This is a genomic window from Colwellia sp. MB02u-9 (assembly GCF_014077085.1).
In the GTDB taxonomy this organism is placed as follows: Bacteria; Pseudomonadota; Gammaproteobacteria; order Enterobacterales; family Alteromonadaceae; genus Cognaticolwellia.
In genome coordinates this window covers 35,240-52,445 of the sequence record NZ_JACGVF010000068.1, presented here as the reverse complement: position 1 = coordinate 52,445, position 17,206 = coordinate 35,240, and the positions used below count along the sequence as shown (strand labels likewise).

Sequence of the window (17,206 nt, the reverse complement as noted above, 5' to 3'; positions counted from 1 at the left end):
GGGACACTTTAATGGAATTTTATCAAGGTTTAATCAGTGCAGCTTACATTATTGCTGCGTTATTGTTCATTTTTAGCTTGGCAGGACTTAGTAAACAACAAACGGCTGAAACAGGTAATTGGTACGGTATTGTCGGTATGGCCATCGCGCTTATTGCCACCATTGCCGATCCTCGTGTCGACAATGTTTGGATTATTTTAGTGACTATGGTGATCGGCGCTATCATTGGCCTGCGGCTAGCGAAAAAAGTTGAAATGACCCAAATGCCAGAATTAGTGGCCATACTGCACAGTTTTGTTGGTTTAGCGGCGGTATTAGTTGGCTTTAATAGCTATTTTGAAATGGACCATTCGGTAACGGCTACCTTTAGTGACAGTCAGCAAATGGCGGTTAATATTCATTTAGTTGAAGTGTTTCTTGGGGTATTTATTGGCTCGGTCACCTTTACCGGTTCAATTGTCGCGTTTGCCAAGTTGCGAGGTATTATTAACTCGGCCGCACTCATGTTACCTCAGCGACATAAGTTAAATTTAGTGGCGGGTATCATAGCCATTATTTTGCTAGTGACTTTTGTTCAACAAGGTGGTGGTGATAACACATTATATCTGATGACCTTTATTGCCTTAGTTTTTGGTTGGCATTTAGTCGCCTCAATTGGCGGTGCAGATATGCCAGTGGTGGTGTCCATGCTCAATTCATACTCAGGTTGGGCAGCCGCAGCGGCAGGTTTCATGCTTAATAATGATTTGTTAATTGTTACCGGCGCATTAGTGGGTTCATCAGGGGCTATTCTTTCTTACATTATGTGTAAAGCCATGAATCGCTCTTTTATCAGTGTTATCGCTGGGGGGTTTGGTACCAATGTCGTTATAGACACAGAGACCGATTATGGCGACCACATTGAAATTAACGCAGAATCGGTAGCAGATATGTTGAACGGCGCAAAGTCGGTTATTATTACGCCAGGTTATGGTATGGCAGTAGCGCAAGCACAATATCCGGTTTATGAAATGACTCAAGCTTTAAAAGCTAAAGGTATTGATGTGCGCTTTGCTATTCACCCGGTGGCAGGGCGCTTACCTGGGCATATGAATGTGTTATTAGCCGAAGCTAAAGTGCCTTACGATATTGTGCTTAGTATGGATGAAATTAATGATGATTTTGCTAAAACTGATGTGGTTTTAGTCATAGGCGCAAACGATACGGTAAACCCTGCAGCGTCTGAAGATCCCACTAGTCCGATTGCGGGAATGCCGGTACTTGAAGTTTGGCACGCGAAAAATGTTATTGTCTTTAAGCGTTCAATGAACACAGGTTATGCTGGCGTACAAAATCCATTGTTTTTTAAAGACAACACTCAAATGTTGTTTGGCGATGCAAAAGACTCGGTTGAACAAATATTTAAGGCTTTGTAATTTGCTAGATTAAAGCATCAATAAACAAGTGATGTTAAAAATGCCGATAAGCGATTGTCGGCATTTTTTATGGATACTACCCAGTTCCAACAACATAAAAATTCACTGTATATCACAGTTATAATTGAGGATTAACACCGAATGAGTCAGAGAAAAGATACTGACTAGAATACAAATCCGTGGCCAGTTTTACTTGACCACTACACTTTCATTCATTATTCTAGCCATCGTAAACAAGACTATATTACATAATGTAAACATATTATAATCAGAGAGTTAGAAGTTTGATTCTGCAAACTAAAATTCGTTTTTACTGGCTAAATTAAAGCCCCGCTTAGCGAGGCTTTGGATTCAAAATTTATTAGATCAAAACAATCATTTAATACCACTGACCCGCTAATTTAAGTGGCTGTCGGCTATTCTTTTAAACTTTGTTTTCCCAAAATTTTTGCTTTGTATCGCTATAGATGTATAAACAGTAAAGTATAGGTATAGTTGTTATTACACTAATCAGGCCTTCATAAAACTTAGGTGTTCCAAAAGATAAAAGTGCCATAGCCCCTAAAAATCCGTATACAACAACTAAAACATAGAAAACTCTTCGCCATGTCTCAGCATCTAAAACTGGTTTACTGTATAAATATCCCCAAAATACAATAAATAAAGTTACCGTTACGGCTAGGCGGATTAGTACCGATATTGAAAAATCAATATCGGTAAAAGCATACAACACATCTACTAAAGATAATAAAAAATATATATAACAGTAAATAACTAAAGGTGACTTTTTCATTTTATTTAATTCCAATGTACTTAATATATAAAATTATGTTATTTCTTTTTTTCTTCTTGTTTTTTTAAATTGCTTTTTTCATTATTCGCACTTGCTAGTCCTGTAACAGTACCAACGACAAAACCTATCGCTTTAGTTTTAATGTTAGAAGAATTTTTACCATAATTTGTCGCCACATCTTCTGCGATTGCCCCCGCAGTGGCACCAACAATAATTCCGCTTGCTGTCGCTGTAATATCTGTATTCTCAGTACTTTGAATTATAGCACCAGCAACTGATGTAATAAGTCCACCAGCCCCAGGAACCTTTGAGCCAATTTCACTCACAACCTCTCCTGTTGTTGTGTCGTTGAATTCGGCAGTATTATTCGCACCTGATTGTTCTGCCATTTTACCATCAGTCGTCTGCCGAGTCGGCTTACCTTTAGTAGCTAGAGCTTCAGTATTATAATCTCTTCTCTTTTTCCCGTCTGGATCGGTTCCATTTACCGGATCATTTTTGACATAAGCATACATGTTCATGCCATCATCGTAACCAATCGGGTCAGTTTGTAGGAATCGACCTAGTTTTGGATGATAAATCCGTGCTTTGTAATAGTTTAGTCCTATCTCAGATAAATTTAATTGTCCGGTATAACCAAAACGACCTTGATTTGAAGCACTCGGCACGCCATAAGCATCATAAGTATTTAGGTATGTCTTACTCCCTGAACTATTACTGCCTGCCACAATAGAACCTTGATGATTACTATGTAAAGACGTTCTGGTAGATGTACTTACCGTACTGCCACTATAATCAGCTATAGGGTTATCAACACTTCCGCCGTGTGCATAGCGTTTAGTAATAGAACTACCACTATATTCTGCTATAAGTGCATCTCCGTCATATAAAAACTTTTTAGTGCTGCCGCTTGACGTTAGTGTACTTAGTCGCCCTAATGGGTCATATGTTAATGTTGAGCTATTCTTTGATGTACTTAATAATCGATTTTCAACATCATACGTGTAGGTATAGTCACCATCATTGGTTAAATTACCGTTCGCATCATTAACTAACGTTTTACCATTAACATTTGTATATTGATTTAATCCATTAACGGTATAACTACCCGTTTCACCAATAACCCCTGAATGATTATAATTGTCATTACTAAAATTCAGTGCGATTAATTGGCTAGAAGGGTTATATGTATAGCTATAAGTATTATCGTTGCTGCTGCTGTATAGGTTATGGATAAGTGATGAAAGGCGGGATGCATTATCATAGGCTAAATCAGTATCAGCATTATTACCTCGGTCGATATAATCAAGACGAGAGTAATTATCATATATATTACGGGTGATTGTTGAAGACCCACTTTCTTTGACGTAAGTTAATCTGTCAGCACCATCATAATCATAAGTATAATATTTTGCATCTGGATGAGTAACACGAATACGGTTACTATTATCATCGTACGAATGATTTACTTCATAAGCAATACCTGTAGTTGTATTGGTTTCTCTTGCTAAACGCCCATGCCCATCAAATATTCGAGTTACACCTAAACCATTGTTTGATGCATATTTCGCGTAAAGCTTTAAACCACGTAAATCATAATCATAATAAACGTCCTTTGTCGTTGTGCTTGGCCAATTTTTAAACGTAACTTGGTTTAAATTATTGTATGTGTAATAAATAGTTTTAGCATCACGCTTTCTAAATGATGTTCTGTTGTTGTTATCATCGTAGCCATATTTTTCATAATCAGTAGAGCTATAACCACCACCGCCAATAGAGCCTTTATCAGGAAAATACCAATACTCTAATCGAGAAAAACCATCATATTTCATATGAGAGCGATTACCATTGGCATCGGTTACATCCGTTCTACGTCCTATGCTATCGTAAACATTGGTCAAATAAGTTTGCTCTATTACTGTGCCTACAGCTCTCTTTTCAGTCAGTACTTGGTCAAAGTCGTTATAAGTGTAACGAGTAATTCTATCTGAACCAAAATCACCTTCAGTGCCAAGGTTACAGGCATTGACACTATTAGGATAAGATGAATAAACATCAGGGTTCATGCGAACAGCTTTACAGTCAACCCTATTGTAAAGGTCATAACTGTATTGGACTAATCCTGACTCTCCGCCAGAGGTCATTAGCGTACGAGCAGTCGTTTTTCGTCCAAAATTGTCATAGGTGTATGTTTGGATTTTTGAAGGATAAAAACCAGACCAATTACTTGGTTTTACAGTTTCATTTTGCCAACTATTCAAATAACCAATTTCAATTTTTTCGAGTAGACCATTGGCATTATATGTGTTTCTTGTAGTAGGGTGTTTTAGTACCCCTGCGCCATCAGGGTCTGGGCTAATAGTACCTGTTTGCTGCCCGTTTAAATTAAAACGTTTTGCATAAGTATAACTTGCCGCATTTTGCGCGGCTAATAATTCAGAGCTAAATACAAAAATGCTTAGTGTTATTACAAGTGAGGATAAGTTAAAAAATCGCATGTTAAAGTCCTTTTAATAGCTGCAAGCTGACAAATTAGCCTTGGGTTTAGTTTCGCCAATTTGGTTACCGTAAATATCATAACGGTAACAAGTGCGTAATGTTTTACCCGCCGCGGTAACGGCTACACCAATTAATTGTAAGTTGCCAGGTTCATATACATATTGAGTAACAACTTCATCATTACCCGCGCAGCTACTACCTACATAGTTACTATTAATGCAGTAACTTTCTCTATCGAGTAACCAAATACCGTCAGGTGATACGCTTGGCGTGGAACTATTAATTTTATAGGTCGCAAATTTCTCTACGTATTCATAGCGTACTTGTCGCCTTTTACCATCTTCGTTAGCATGCTGAGTGATTGTGGCCGTTTGACCTGATTGCGTATGGTAGGTGTAGTCTGTTTGCTTACCTTTAGCGTCTTTCGTCCAGGTTGGACGATTACACGTTTTGCGGTTAGCACACGTGGTAGGGTAGCTGGCTTGTGTTGTTACAAATGAAGTTCTATTGTCACTAAATTGATGTTTATGAGTTAAATTACCTCTGGAATCGTAATCAAACGTTTGATCAGCACGATTAAATCTATCAACTATTTGAGTTAATTTATTTGTGTAGCTTTGTTCAAAATTTATTACTTTATCAACTGTTTGTATTTCAGTTGGGGCACCTACGGTTAAATCTGAATAGACATGTTCAATTGCCTTATGTCCGCCAGAGAAATGCATCATACGATGATATTGAGTATTCGTTTCATTTGTATCATAAGTTTGGCTAAAGCCAACACGATGCGCTGTCCTCAATTGAGAGCGATATTGAAAATTTCTCATTTGCGCTTCAGTTCGTCCTAAAAAGTCATGCGCATAGTCGTATGTAACGGATACATCGTCACTTGAAAACTCTTTAATTTCAATTAATTTTACGACATAAGTTTCAGGGGAAATAATTACGTGACCATTCGATGCCGTATATGCCTCATCAATGGCTTTAAAATGATATTCTAAAACTCGACCTAGGGGATCTGTGGCTGTAAAAATGGAATCTTCAGATGTTTGACCATTTAACCAATTATATGTTGTTGTAGGCCAGTTATTAGTCAAAGAACAAGTTGACGTTGTAGCTGTACAATATTCAACTGCGCTATTTATTCCAACCACCGACTTAGGTGCAATCTGCGGCCAATAAACGCCACTATAAACAATACTTTTTTCACCGTCAGTAATAGGCCAAGAGTTCGAGTACTTATACTTTAATTGATAACCACTATTTGTACTCACGTTTAACATGTAACCAAAGCCCATATTACTTGGTCTATTACTAGCCGCTATTTTTATTGTTAATCCATTAGGTTTAACAATTTTTGTCATCCAAGCAGTCTGTCCAACAGAGGTTATTTCAACAGAAGTATCATATGTAATTTCAGTTCCATCTTGTGTTGTGAAGATATACCCAACGCCTTGAATAAATTCTAGTGATGTTGAAAGGTCACTTTGCGGTTCAAACGTATCATCTGTATTAATTTCAAATGAAGCATTAGAAATACCTGTTACTTTCATCACTGTAGGCTCACTTATACTTGTAACAAGCTTTATCATGCCAAAATAATTAAAATGAACGGCATTTGATACTGTGTGAGTTAACCCTAAAGAACCGCCTATAGAAACATCAGTAAATGAATGTGATACATTTCCGCTAGCCATATTGACAAAATTGTTATCAATAACTTTATATTCAGGTAGTGTAAAAAAATCATCTGCATATAAGTTTGCAGATACTATTGAAAATAAGACTATCAGGCTTTATTTATTTAATATCATTGGTTATTACCTACTGTTTTTCTGTTTCCCGCAGCATCATATTCATAATCATGCTGACCATTCTTAGTGTCCGTAATATAGAAGAGACGCCCTAGTGCATCATAAAAATATGATATATCACTAGATACGCCAGGATAAGGAGACGGAGGAGTTGTATTTCCATCACCAGAAGAAGTTACTGTTATCATGATACCGTTTGAAACTGTATATAAAGATGGGTTTGAACAGCTTCGGCTTGAACACCCATCTACCCTATAACTATATGTGCCTGGTTGTAGATTAGAAATTGTATGCGTTGGAGTACCTGTCGCCCCTATTTGAGCACCATTTTCATAAATGAAAAATTGAAGCTCACCGCCTTTTGTCCAGGTTAAAGTAAAGTTTCCTTCATTATTTGTTGTATCGGAACTTAAGGTGATGGCACTCCACGTAAGATTTGAAAATAACGAGAGTGTAAGTAACAAGAGTGATTGTTTTAAAACCGCAAAAAACTTAAAGGTTGGCTGACTTAATTTGATATTTTTTTTCATGTATTATATCCCTATTATTTAAAATTACTTTCTAATTATTTGAAATCCAATAAAAACATAAGCGCTTTCATTGTGATTTCCATAACAATATAAAACATACAACATTATGTTAATTAATTGTAATAATTATGAATATAAATTATAGTTGAATAAAAAATACCATTAAAATCAATAAGATTAAAATTGATAATTAATCCTACATAATATGAATTTCATCCTTTATCGCCTTTATCGGCTTAACTTAGGTCCCTACCTTACGTTTATCATTCTTTAATAAGTTCAGTGCTACATAGCAACTTCTAAAACATCAGAGAAGTACTTGGGCTCTGGTATTAGTACTCTATATAAGTATTTGATAGCATTTTTCACGTGGCTTACAGAGAAGCACAAGACCTTATGCCAGAATTGTTGTCACACATTTTTATTGTATGAATATACCAGTGGCTAGTGGAATTGGAAGCTGGTTGAATTTGTCGAATCGCAATGTGATCAGGTGATATTTACGAATTAGTGTGATTGCCAAGGGATTGTATCGGTCTAATTACCGAGCAATTATGCTGTTTCTTTCAAGGATTGTGATCTTTCAATTCTGAATGCGGCTTTATTCATGTTGTTTCTCAAACATACGCTGCGTACACCATTTGGACTTATATCAATACCAAGTACTGCTGTTAGTTTCATAGCGATTTACTGCTGGCTAAGGTGGTGGGGGTGCTCAAGTGAAAACTTCACAACAGCCCCCTCTAGACATATCAACACAGTTTTTATGCCGTAACTTGGCGTTTCTTATCGCTTTAATGCATCGGCGCGACCTTATTCTACTAACTTTAGATGACGATAAATAGTGTCGTGAGATACACCATTTTGACGTGATACTTCACTCACATTGTCCAGATTTTCAACAAAGGCGACTTCACACAGCTCTATCAGATAACCTCGAAATCTAAATAAACAACGCTCTGACTTCCTGCCATTGTCATTAGTTTTAGTCGCTATGCTAGTGATAAAGTTATATATCTCGCAGACAATTTTGTTAAGCTACTGAAGATAAAAGCCATTACTCAGTTCATTGTGAGTCAATCAATCGCTTCAGTTGTCTTATCGATTGATTTTTAGCCTGAGTTGATGCTTTTGTACTAAGTTTTTAGCGATAGCTATTATTTACCTTACTAGCTTTATCTAATAACAAAACTTTATCTAAATAATAAAAGTTTTCTTCCAACAACAAACAATTAATAGCAAATTTAATATAGCTAAACATAAGCAGAGTGAATAGTTTTCGCCTATCTAATCTGCGCTATTACTAACCATAGAACCTTCGGAGAATAATGTGGTAGAACCAAGTGTAATTGCACCCAGTGTCATTGAATTATGGGTAGGCACTATTAACGGTTATTTATGGGGCAGTATTTTAATTTATCTACTGAGTGCTTGCGGGATCTGGTTTACTTTTCGTTTGAAAGGACTACAAATTACGCGGTTTTTTCACATGTTTACTATTTTAAAAACCAGTCGTAAAAGCTCTAGCCAGGGTATTTCTTCTTTTCAAGCGCTGTGCACATCGTTGGCGGCGCGGGTGGGTACGGGCAACTTAATGGGCGTAGCCGTGGCTATTTCACTGGGTGGTGCCGGAGCTGTTTTTTGGATGTGGTTGATTGCTTTAGTCGGCATGGCAACGGCATTTGCTGAAAGTGCTTTAGGGCAGCTCTATAAAGAACGCGACAGCTTGGGTAATTTTCGTGGTGGCCCCGCGTATTATATGAGTAAAGGTTTAAAGAATAAAAAATTAGCTATTACCTTCTCACTTTGTTTGTTTTTTGGTTATGGCTTTGTCTTTAGTGCTGTACAGGCGAATTCTATTACCAGTGCATTTAATGGCTCGTACGGTTTTAATCCACTTTACACCGGTATCGTTATTACGATTGCCGCGGGTTTTATTATTTTTGGCGGACTAAAAAACATTGCCCGTTTTGCTGAGCTCACTGTGCCTTATATGGGCTTACTTTATTTACTGGTTTGTTGTACTGTTATTGGCTTAAATATCGAAAAAGTGCCGATGATTATTAGTGATATTTTCGCGTCAGCCTTAGGTTTAAAAGAAGCCGGTAGTGGTCTGGTGGGGGCGGCGATAGTGCAAGGGGTTAAACGTGGCTTGTATTCTAATGAAGCAGGTATGGGTAGCGCGCCCAATGCTGCCGCTGCTGCAGAGCCTTTTCCTCCGCATCCTGTTTCACAAGGTTATATTCAAATGTTGGCGGTGTTTTTTGACACGATTGTCATATGTTCATGTACGGCAATTTTGATCTTACTTTTTAAAGATACTGGCAGCCAAGCGCAAGGCATTCAATTAACACAACAAGCCCTTAGCCATCAAGTAGGGGCTTGGGGAAGCGACTTTATTACTATCGCCATATTGCTGTTTGCCTTTACCTCGATAGTGGCAAATTTCGCCTATGCCGATAATAATTTAAAGTATTTAAATATGGATAATTTCCTCGGACGATGGTTTTTACGTATTGGTTTTCTGTTGATGTTGGTCTTTGGCTCTGTAGCGACCTTACCTGAAGTGATCGCTTTAGCCGACTTGTCGACAGGATTAATGACCATTTTTAATGTGACGGCGTTATTTATGCTTTCTAAAGTGGTAGTGCAAATAACCAAAGATTATCACCGCCAACAAGATAAAGGCCTTTTACCGACTTACCAGCCTGATGAAGAGGAGCAACAACGCTTTAATTTAACCCAAGGCATTTGGAATAAAAAGTAGCTGATAAAATTGGTATTGATTTAATACAAGCAAGTGTTAATAAAGCTGCTATACTGCGCGACTTAATATTTTGGCGTACTGCTTTAAGGCAGGTGCGTTTTTACGATAATACAGAAATGGTGATGTGATGAGTGTGGATGCAATAGGTTTATCGGCTAATTTACTAAAAGCGGTAAAAGCATGCGGTTATAAAAATTTAACGCCGATTCAACAACAAGCTATTCCTGTTATTCGTACCGGTGTTGATGTTTTAGCCAGTGCTCAAACAGGGACCGGGAAAACAGCGGCTTTTACTTTGCCTATTCTTGATAGTTTAGCGAAAAAAGTGAAGCCTAATGTGGATGGATTTGACACCACAACGACTGTTAAGGCACTCATTTTAACGCCAACACGTGAGTTAGCGGCGCAGATTTCAAAAAATGTAAAAACCTATGGTGAGTTTTTACCCTTGCGCTCGGGTGTCGTTTTTGGTGGTGTTAATATGCCACCACAAACTAAAATGCTTAAAACGGGTGTCGATGTATTAGTGGCAACACCAGGACGTTTAATTGAGCATCTTGAACAGCGCAACTTAGATTTGTCTCAAGTGCAGTTTCTTGTGCTTGATGAAGCAGACCGTATGCTTGATATGGGTTTTTATAACGACATAGAACGTATTGTGGCAATGATCAAGGCAAAACACCAAACCTTGATGTTTTCTGCGACATTTTCAAATAAAGTTAAAACGTTAGCAAAGAAAATTCTGAAAACACCAAAAACCATTGAAGTAGCACGTCAAAACTCTACCTCAGGTAAAGTAAAACAATCGGTTTATTGGGTTTCTGAAACCCGTAAAGCTGAGCTTTTGTCGGAGCTTATTGGGGTTAATAATTGGCAGCAAGTGTTAGTTTTTGCTGGTACTAAAGAAAGTGCGAATATTTTAGCGAATGAGTTGAAACTTGACGGTATAAAAACCGCTTTATGTCATGGTGATAAAACTCAAGGTGCGCGTAATAAAGCACTAGAGCAATTTGTTGATGGCAGTGTGCGGGTTTTAGTCGCGACTGATGTTGCTGCGCGTGGACTTGATATTGCGAATTTACCTTATGTGGTTAACTATCATTTACCTTTCTTGCCTGAAGATTATGTACATCGTATTGGTCGCACAGGCCGAGCAGGTAAATCAGGTACGGCTATCTCATTAGTTAGCCCTAAAGATGAGCAGTTTCTTGATAATATTGAAGCCTTAATTGAGCGTAAATTTGAGCGTATTGTTGTACCGGGTTATGAATTAGACCGACCTTTACCTGCACATTATGACGCCAAAGAAGACGCGCCATTAAAGAAAAGCCGCTATAAAGCTACACAAGATAAGAATCAATTACTGGCGCGTAAAAAGGCTGAAGCCACACCAGCAGCTAAGCGCAGAGCAAAAGAGAAAACTAAAACTCAAAAAAATGCTCCAGTAAGTAAAACAGCAAATAAAAGACGTAAATAGTCTTTTTAAGTGCTTTGCTCATAACGCAGGTTAGTATTTATGCAGTTTGATAACACTGATATTGACGTACCTTTTAACTATCGACATCACTGCTGGTTTTGTGCTGAACCAGCAGGGCATTCTTTCACTTTTCCTCATTCAGAGCATTTAGTTTTTGACTGCTCGCATGAGCCATTGACCTTACCTAGTTGTGCAGAGTGCGCGCGTGCGGCCAACCAAGCCGAAGTGCGCAGCATTTGGCAAGTTGAAAAAATTGTCAAAGAGTATTTAATTCAAAAATATCGTAAAGACCTTGCCATTGGCCTTAATTGGACACAAAACGAATTAGCCAATGCTGGTTTTGAAGAGGGCAGCTTTGCAGGATTTCAAAAAAGCGCTTGGTTTATGTATGAAGTAGCAAGAGACAGAGTGAATTTTCATGGCTGGCCGTTAGTGCTTAATGGCATTGAAATGGTTAACGAAGATGTAGACCTAGCGTTTTGTTTTGATGGTGTGAGTTATCCGAGTATCGAGCAGGCGATGGAACATTATAGTGTTAACTTTGCACTTGATTTGGCGTTCTTACGCCGAGTAATAGCAAAAGTTGGCCCAAAAAGTTTTGCTAAAGCGGTAAGGTTTTGCCGCTTATATGTGGGTGCAACACCCAATGAAAAGTCACTTGCGTTACGTGAATTTAGTTAATAGTTTTATTACTATTATTACTCAGGTAGTACTGAGTTTATAGTGAGTATCAGTTAAACCCTCAACCTCAACCTTTCCACTTTAAGCCGAGCGATTAAAATACTTAGATTAGCCTTTGAAAGCGAGACTAAATTTTTGTGGCAGATTCATTTTTTGTGAATATAGCGCCTGATCCGCACGGAGAAAAAAACTGGAAACATCGTCAGCTCTGTTCATAAAAGCTAAGCCTAAGCTACAGGTTACATGATACTTTGCTAATAATATATCTTGCGACATTGTGTGGTAAATTCTTTGCTCGATGACGGTTAACGATGGTTTGGTCGCATCAGTGACGATAATCGCGAATTCATCACCACCAAAGCGGAAAACATAGTCAGTATCTCGAACACTTTGTCGTAATGCCTTGGCAAAATGTATTAAGACGTTATCGCCCATAGCGTGACCAAAAGAGTCGTTAACGGCTTTAAACTTGTTTAAATCACAAAAAATTAAGCCAACTAGCGTCTGTTGGCGAGTGGCTTGGGCCATAGCGCGTTTAATTTGTTCGTCAAAACTACGTCGGTTGCCTAATTGGGTTAAGCTATCTTGCATCGCTAATTGCATTGCTTGGTGATATTGCACAGCATTATTTAAAGGGTTGATTAATAACTCATGCAGTTCAGTCAAGACTTTATCATTAGTCATACTGATGGGAATGTTAACTGCATAAGTAATTATGCCAAAAAATTGACCATTGAGTTTTAACTCAAACTGACGTTCTGCTTTAGCCTGCCGACTGTCTTTGGCTGTCGCATTTATATCAGGGTGTTTAAAATAAACACCTGTAAAATCAAGGTACTTTGCCACTTCAACTGCAAAAATATTGATAAGTTCTTTTACATCTAACGTGGTTTGTAATTGCTTAAGCAAGGCTAAATTACGTTGGCTCTGTTGTTCACTTTGTTGAAATAATGTGAAGGCATTAAATTTAGAGTTAGGGTGATCAACAACATTAACTGTAGCCATAGTTTTCCTTGTAAATTTTGACGTTAAACTTTATTTTCATATCCGTAACTATTTTAAAGCAAAAATCATACCTACTATTTAAATTAACAAATGTTTTATGGATATTTTAATGAGGTTTTAATGGGAATTATCAATTTACGTCGTTTATAGCCATAGCTAGTTGATGCAATTGTAAAGCAAAAATAAAATTAAATATTAAGTTAAGTAACCGTTTTTAAGCGTTTTTTTATAAAAAAATAATAAAATACTTTAGACAAAACAGCCTGCACAAGGCTACACTTAGCAGGCAAATACGATGTAAACGCTTTCAATTTGTTCTATTTTGCGTTTTATAGCAGCCTCATTTGAATGTGCCGGTGAATATACCAATAATGCCATGGGTATTAATTATAATTTCAACCAGTACAATTCTGCAACTTTCAGTTTCATCACCTTCGAAGGAATACATGTGACAGGTCACTTTGAATTACTCGCTATATTGTCCAGTGCCGTTTTAATTGTTTGGCTTTTTCGACGCTTGCAATTGCCGGCGATTTTGGCGTATTTAGTGGCAGGTGTGTTGGTGGGTGACCATGGCTTAGCTATCGCTCAAGAACATGTTAATTATGAACATTTTGCTGAACTCGGTATTGTATTTCTACTGTTCACCCTTGGGCTTGAATTTTCATTACCTAAATTAGTTTCTATGCGGCATCTGGTGGTTACTGTGGGTAGCTTACAAGTGATTATTTCACTGGTGTTATTTATGTTGGTGGCGATGTTTCTAGGGCAAAGCATTGATGCAGCAATAACCATAGGCGGTATATTAGCACTTTCTTCTACTGCTATTGTTATTCGCCAGTTAAGTGAAAGCGGTGGCATGAAGAAAAAGTCAGGGCAATTATCTGTGGCAGTGCTGCTGTTTCAAGATGTTGCGGTAGTGCCCTTGTTAATTATTATCCCTTTATTAGCCCAAGGCGGCGATTCTTCTTTTATTATGGCGTTATTATTTGCACTAGTTAAAGGAGTATTTGTTGTTTCACTCTTATTATTCGCTGGTAAATGGTTATTACCTAGATTATTCAATTTAGTTGCTCAAGTTAGAACTGATGAATTATTCGTTTTAACCACATTACTGGTGACCTTAGTCGCATCAGCATTAACGCAGTGGTTCGGCCTTTCGATGGCGTTAGGAGCCTTTTTAGCGGGTATGATGTTAGGAGAGAGCCAATATAAACATCAGCTTGAAGCTGACATTAGACCCTATCGTGATATTTTACTGGGTTTGTTTTTTGTCACGGTTGGCATGAAGCTAAATATCAATGTTGTTTTTTCCTCTCCTTTGATCATTATTTCGCTGTTAGTCTGCTTTATGGCGATTAAAGTGTTGGTGATTGTTTTACTAGCAAAACGGGCTGGAGAGTCTTCTAAAGATGCTTGGGCTGCCGGTATTATGTTGGCGCAAATGGGTGAGTTTGGTTTTGTTTTAATTGCTTTAGCTAGCCAAGTTGAAGTGTTACCTGAAACCACAGCATCTATCTTACTGGGTACGGGTGTGCTAAGTATGGCAATAACGCCTTATATGATCAGTCATGCGCGCGGCTGGGCACTTTGGTTGAGCCGTGAAAAGCCACTGGACAGCCAAGTGTTAGAAGAATTACCTCAAAGTACCACACTCAGTGATCATGTTATTATTTGCGGCTTTGGCCGTATTGGACAAACCGTTAGCCGCTTCTTAAAACAAGAGTCGATCGACTTTGTCGCTATTGATATTGACCCCTTACGGACAAGCAAAGCAAGAGAGGCGGGCGAAAACGTGCTTTTTGGCTCTTCTAGGCAGGCTGAATTGTTGCATGCTGCACAGTTATCAAAAGCTAAGCTGGTTGTTATCGCTTTTGGTGAAGATAAACAATCACTTGATGTTATTCAAAAAGTACGTTCTTTATCCCCTAACGTGCCTATTTTAGTGCGTACCCGCAACGACGATCAGTTAGACGAATTACATGCGGCGGGTGCAAATGAAGTGGTTCCAGAGAGCCTAGAAGGCAGTTTAATGCTAGTGTCTCAAGTTTTGTCATTATCAGGCGTGCCTTTTTCTCGCATTGTTCGCCGTGTGCAAAAAGAGCGTAAGAACCACTACAATCATTTACATGGCTTCTTTCAAGGCGAACATACTGATATGAGCCCTGATAGTATTGACCGTATTGAATTTGCGCATGCGATTATATTAGCCGATGATTCTTTTGCTAATGGCCGTTCAATTGCTTCATTAAAACTAGGTGATCGCCGTGTTATTGTGGTCGCATTACGTCGCAATAACATTGAAAGCGAAGAGCCTGACGTTGACACGATATTACAATCACAAGATACCTTAATTGTGCGTGGCAAACCCAGACGGGTAGAGCGAGCTGAACGTTTTGTCCAAGAAGGGCATTAGCTTATTTGACGGTAGTATCAGTTGTTAAAGCAAAAAGCTTGTTTAAGGCTTTTTAATTAACATGGCTTAGATATCAAGAAATTGGCGAATTTTAGTTTCTTGCTCAAGTGCGTCATTAAAGCCGAGGTTTATTAACTCCTTACAATAGTTTTTTTCAAACAATAAGTAGCTGACTAAGCTAGATTCCGCGTCATTGCTAACCCCCATGCTGCGTAATAATAGTCGAATCGACAAAGGCAGTTTATCGTAATATTTCACCGCAATATTGTTAAAGTTATGACTAGGGTTAAGCAGATAGGATTCAATGTTTTTTAAACCGGAAATGTTTTTTTTCTTTGCATCTGGAATTAGCGATAAGGTGTTGTTAACCCTCTCCATGCGTTCAATATCACTTTGCAGGGTATCTGAAAAAACAGAATCAAGTAAGTGACTTGCGATTGCCGCTGTTGTTGGTGGATGTGGGTTATTTTCAACCGCATGAAGCGGCTCTTTTGGTTGCTCGACACCAACAATAAATATTTTTTCTGCTCCTAAGTGGATGGCAGGACTTAACGGAGACAACTGGTGAACTGAACCATCGCCTAAATGATGGCGTTGTATTCTTTCTGACGGAAAAACTAACGGAATGGCCGCTGATGCCATTAAATGTTGGCTGTTTAATTGCGTAGGCTCGCCCCGTCGCTTTGCTCTAAACCAAGGCGAAATAGACGCTTCTGATTGAAAAAAACTAATCGAGTCACCGCTGGAATAACTTGATGCTGTCACCGATACTGCGGAGAGATAACCGCGTCTAATATTGGTATCTATTCGGCTAAAATCTACTACGGTTTCAAGCAGTTGTCTAAGCGGCGCGTTGTTTAATAAGCTTCGGGCACTTTTATTGGCATAATCTGCCTGAAAGTTACCTAAAACCCCACCGATTAAGTGACTAAACACACGTAGGGGATCGGTATGATAAATTCTTTCAGGATCGAGATTTTTCCAGACCCACTCCAACTTCTTGACCGCCAATTGAAAACAGGAGGCATAACAAGCTAATGCGGTTGAGTTGATAGCACCTGCTGACGTACCACAAATAATTGGAAAAGGCACACCATGATTGCGTGGCATAAATTTAGCTATCGCAGACAAAACACCGACCTGATAGGCGGCACGTGCGCCTCCACCGGTTAATACTAAAGCGTTATTACTGTTGATGTAGCTACGTTTATTCGTCATTAATTAAACCGATGTTATTAAAGTCGAGCGTGATTTTAATCAGTTTTCTATAGGGTGGCTAGTTGAAATGAATAATATTTGTTTGCCAGTGCAGGTTAATAGAAAAAAGGCCAGCAAATGCTAGCCTTTTAATGACACAAGAATTATTGACTAGTAAAACATTTAACTGATAGCCATTGAACTTGTAGTCATTGAAATAAAAAATTTCTCATGTACTTAATTCAATGGTTATCAGTTTGAGTTAAACGTCTACAGGAAAATAAACCACTAACCACCAACACGTTCGTTTGCAGCGTCGATTAATGGTTGCGACCCATGTTGAATAAGGGGTAGATTTTCAGAAACAACGTCTCTTGGTAATTTTCCAATCATCAAAGAGCCTATCTCAACTGAACCCCTGGTAGCAGCAAATTCTAACAAGTTTTGACCATTACACTTAATATCTGAAAAAATATCACGAATTCTTAATCTATTCGCCTTTAAGAATGAACGCATACGTCTTTTGTCGTCTGCAGCAACATACTCACATATACTTAGTGCAATGTCAGCAGCTTGCGCTTTTGGCGGTGATACAATAGACGTCATTGTTAA

General features: G+C 38.3%; 12 protein-coding genes. 5 read left to right on the top strand and 7 right to left on the bottom strand.

Translation table 11 applies throughout. The features are described 5' to 3' along the window. Nucleotides 1-11 precede the first annotated feature (11 nt). Nucleotides 12-1,415 (top strand): Re/Si-specific NAD(P)(+) transhydrogenase subunit beta, encoded by a 1,404-nt coding sequence (gene pntB / locus H4J65_RS02475; protein WP_182195033.1) that lies wholly within the window; start codon nucleotides 12-14, stop codon nucleotides 1,413-1,415. Nucleotides 1,416-1,839: 424 nt separating this feature from the next. Here pntB and H4J65_RS02470 read toward each other — a convergent pair whose 3' ends face one another. The 4 genes from H4J65_RS02470 to H4J65_RS02455 all read right to left on the bottom strand — a co-directional run bounded on the left by H4J65_RS02470 (nucleotide 1,840) and on the right by H4J65_RS02455 (nucleotide 7,051). Next, the gene (locus H4J65_RS02470) at nucleotides 1,840-2,208 is read right to left on the bottom strand and encodes a hypothetical protein (RefSeq protein ID WP_182195015.1); all 369 of its coding nucleotides are present in this window, start codon (nucleotides 2,206-2,208) and stop codon (nucleotides 1,840-1,842) included. A 38-nt stretch (nucleotides 2,209-2,246) separates the two neighbouring features. Continuing rightward, nucleotides 2,247-4,706 (bottom strand): RHS repeat-associated core domain-containing protein, encoded by a 2,460-nt coding sequence (locus tag H4J65_RS02465; protein WP_182195012.1) that lies wholly within the window; start codon nucleotides 4,704-4,706, stop codon nucleotides 2,247-2,249. Between the two features lie 12 nt (nucleotides 4,707-4,718). Next, the gene (locus H4J65_RS02460) at nucleotides 4,719-6,263 is read right to left on the bottom strand and encodes a hypothetical protein (protein ID WP_182195009.1); all 1,545 of its coding nucleotides are present in this window, start codon (nucleotides 6,261-6,263) and stop codon (nucleotides 4,719-4,721) included. Nucleotides 6,264-6,517: 254 nt separating this feature from the next. Beyond that, the gene (locus H4J65_RS02455) at nucleotides 6,518-7,051 is read right to left on the bottom strand and encodes a hypothetical protein (protein ID WP_182195005.1); all 534 of its coding nucleotides are present in this window, start codon (nucleotides 7,049-7,051) and stop codon (nucleotides 6,518-6,520) included. Nucleotides 7,052-8,381: 1,330 nt separating this feature from the next. Here H4J65_RS02455 and H4J65_RS02450 point away from each other — a divergent pair. From H4J65_RS02450 to H4J65_RS02440, 3 genes are all read left to right on the top strand, one after another. Further along, nucleotides 8,382-9,818, top strand: coding sequence for an alanine/glycine:cation symporter family protein (locus H4J65_RS02450; protein WP_310649906.1), 1,437 nt, complete (start codon nucleotides 8,382-8,384; stop codon nucleotides 9,816-9,818). Between the two features lie 127 nt (nucleotides 9,819-9,945). Beyond that, on the top strand, nucleotides 9,946-11,295 hold the full coding sequence (locus tag H4J65_RS02445) for a DEAD/DEAH box helicase (RefSeq protein ID WP_182136387.1): 1,350 nt from the start codon (nucleotides 9,946-9,948) through the stop codon (nucleotides 11,293-11,295). Between the two features lie 39 nt (nucleotides 11,296-11,334). Beyond that, nucleotides 11,335-11,976: a hypothetical protein gene (locus H4J65_RS02440; protein ID WP_182195000.1), complete on the top strand. Its 642-nt coding sequence runs from the start codon at nucleotides 11,335-11,337 to the stop codon at nucleotides 11,974-11,976. Between the two features lie 108 nt (nucleotides 11,977-12,084). On the opposite strand, the gene H4J65_RS02435 is transcribed toward H4J65_RS02440, so the two are convergent. After that, entirely contained in the window at nucleotides 12,085-12,981 is an 897-nt protein-coding gene (locus H4J65_RS02435) for a GGDEF domain-containing protein (RefSeq protein WP_182194996.1), read from the bottom strand. 448 nt (nucleotides 12,982-13,429) lie between these two features. On the opposite strand from H4J65_RS02435, the gene H4J65_RS02430 reads away from it, so the two are divergent. Further along, nucleotides 13,430-15,397, top strand: coding sequence for a cation:proton antiporter (locus H4J65_RS02430; RefSeq protein ID WP_310649905.1), 1,968 nt, complete (start codon nucleotides 13,430-13,432; stop codon nucleotides 15,395-15,397). A 66-nt stretch (nucleotides 15,398-15,463) separates the two neighbouring features. Here H4J65_RS02430 and H4J65_RS02425 read toward each other — a convergent pair whose 3' ends face one another. Further along, complete coding sequence (locus H4J65_RS02425; protein WP_182136390.1) at nucleotides 15,464-16,615, bottom strand: patatin-like phospholipase family protein; 1,152 nt, start codon at nucleotides 16,613-16,615, stop codon at nucleotides 15,464-15,466. A 267-nt stretch (nucleotides 16,616-16,882) separates the two neighbouring features. Next, nucleotides 16,883-17,200: a DUF3718 domain-containing protein gene (locus H4J65_RS02420; protein ID WP_259367477.1), complete on the bottom strand. Its 318-nt coding sequence runs from the start codon at nucleotides 17,198-17,200 to the stop codon at nucleotides 16,883-16,885. Between the last annotated feature and the right edge of the window lie 6 nt (nucleotides 17,201-17,206).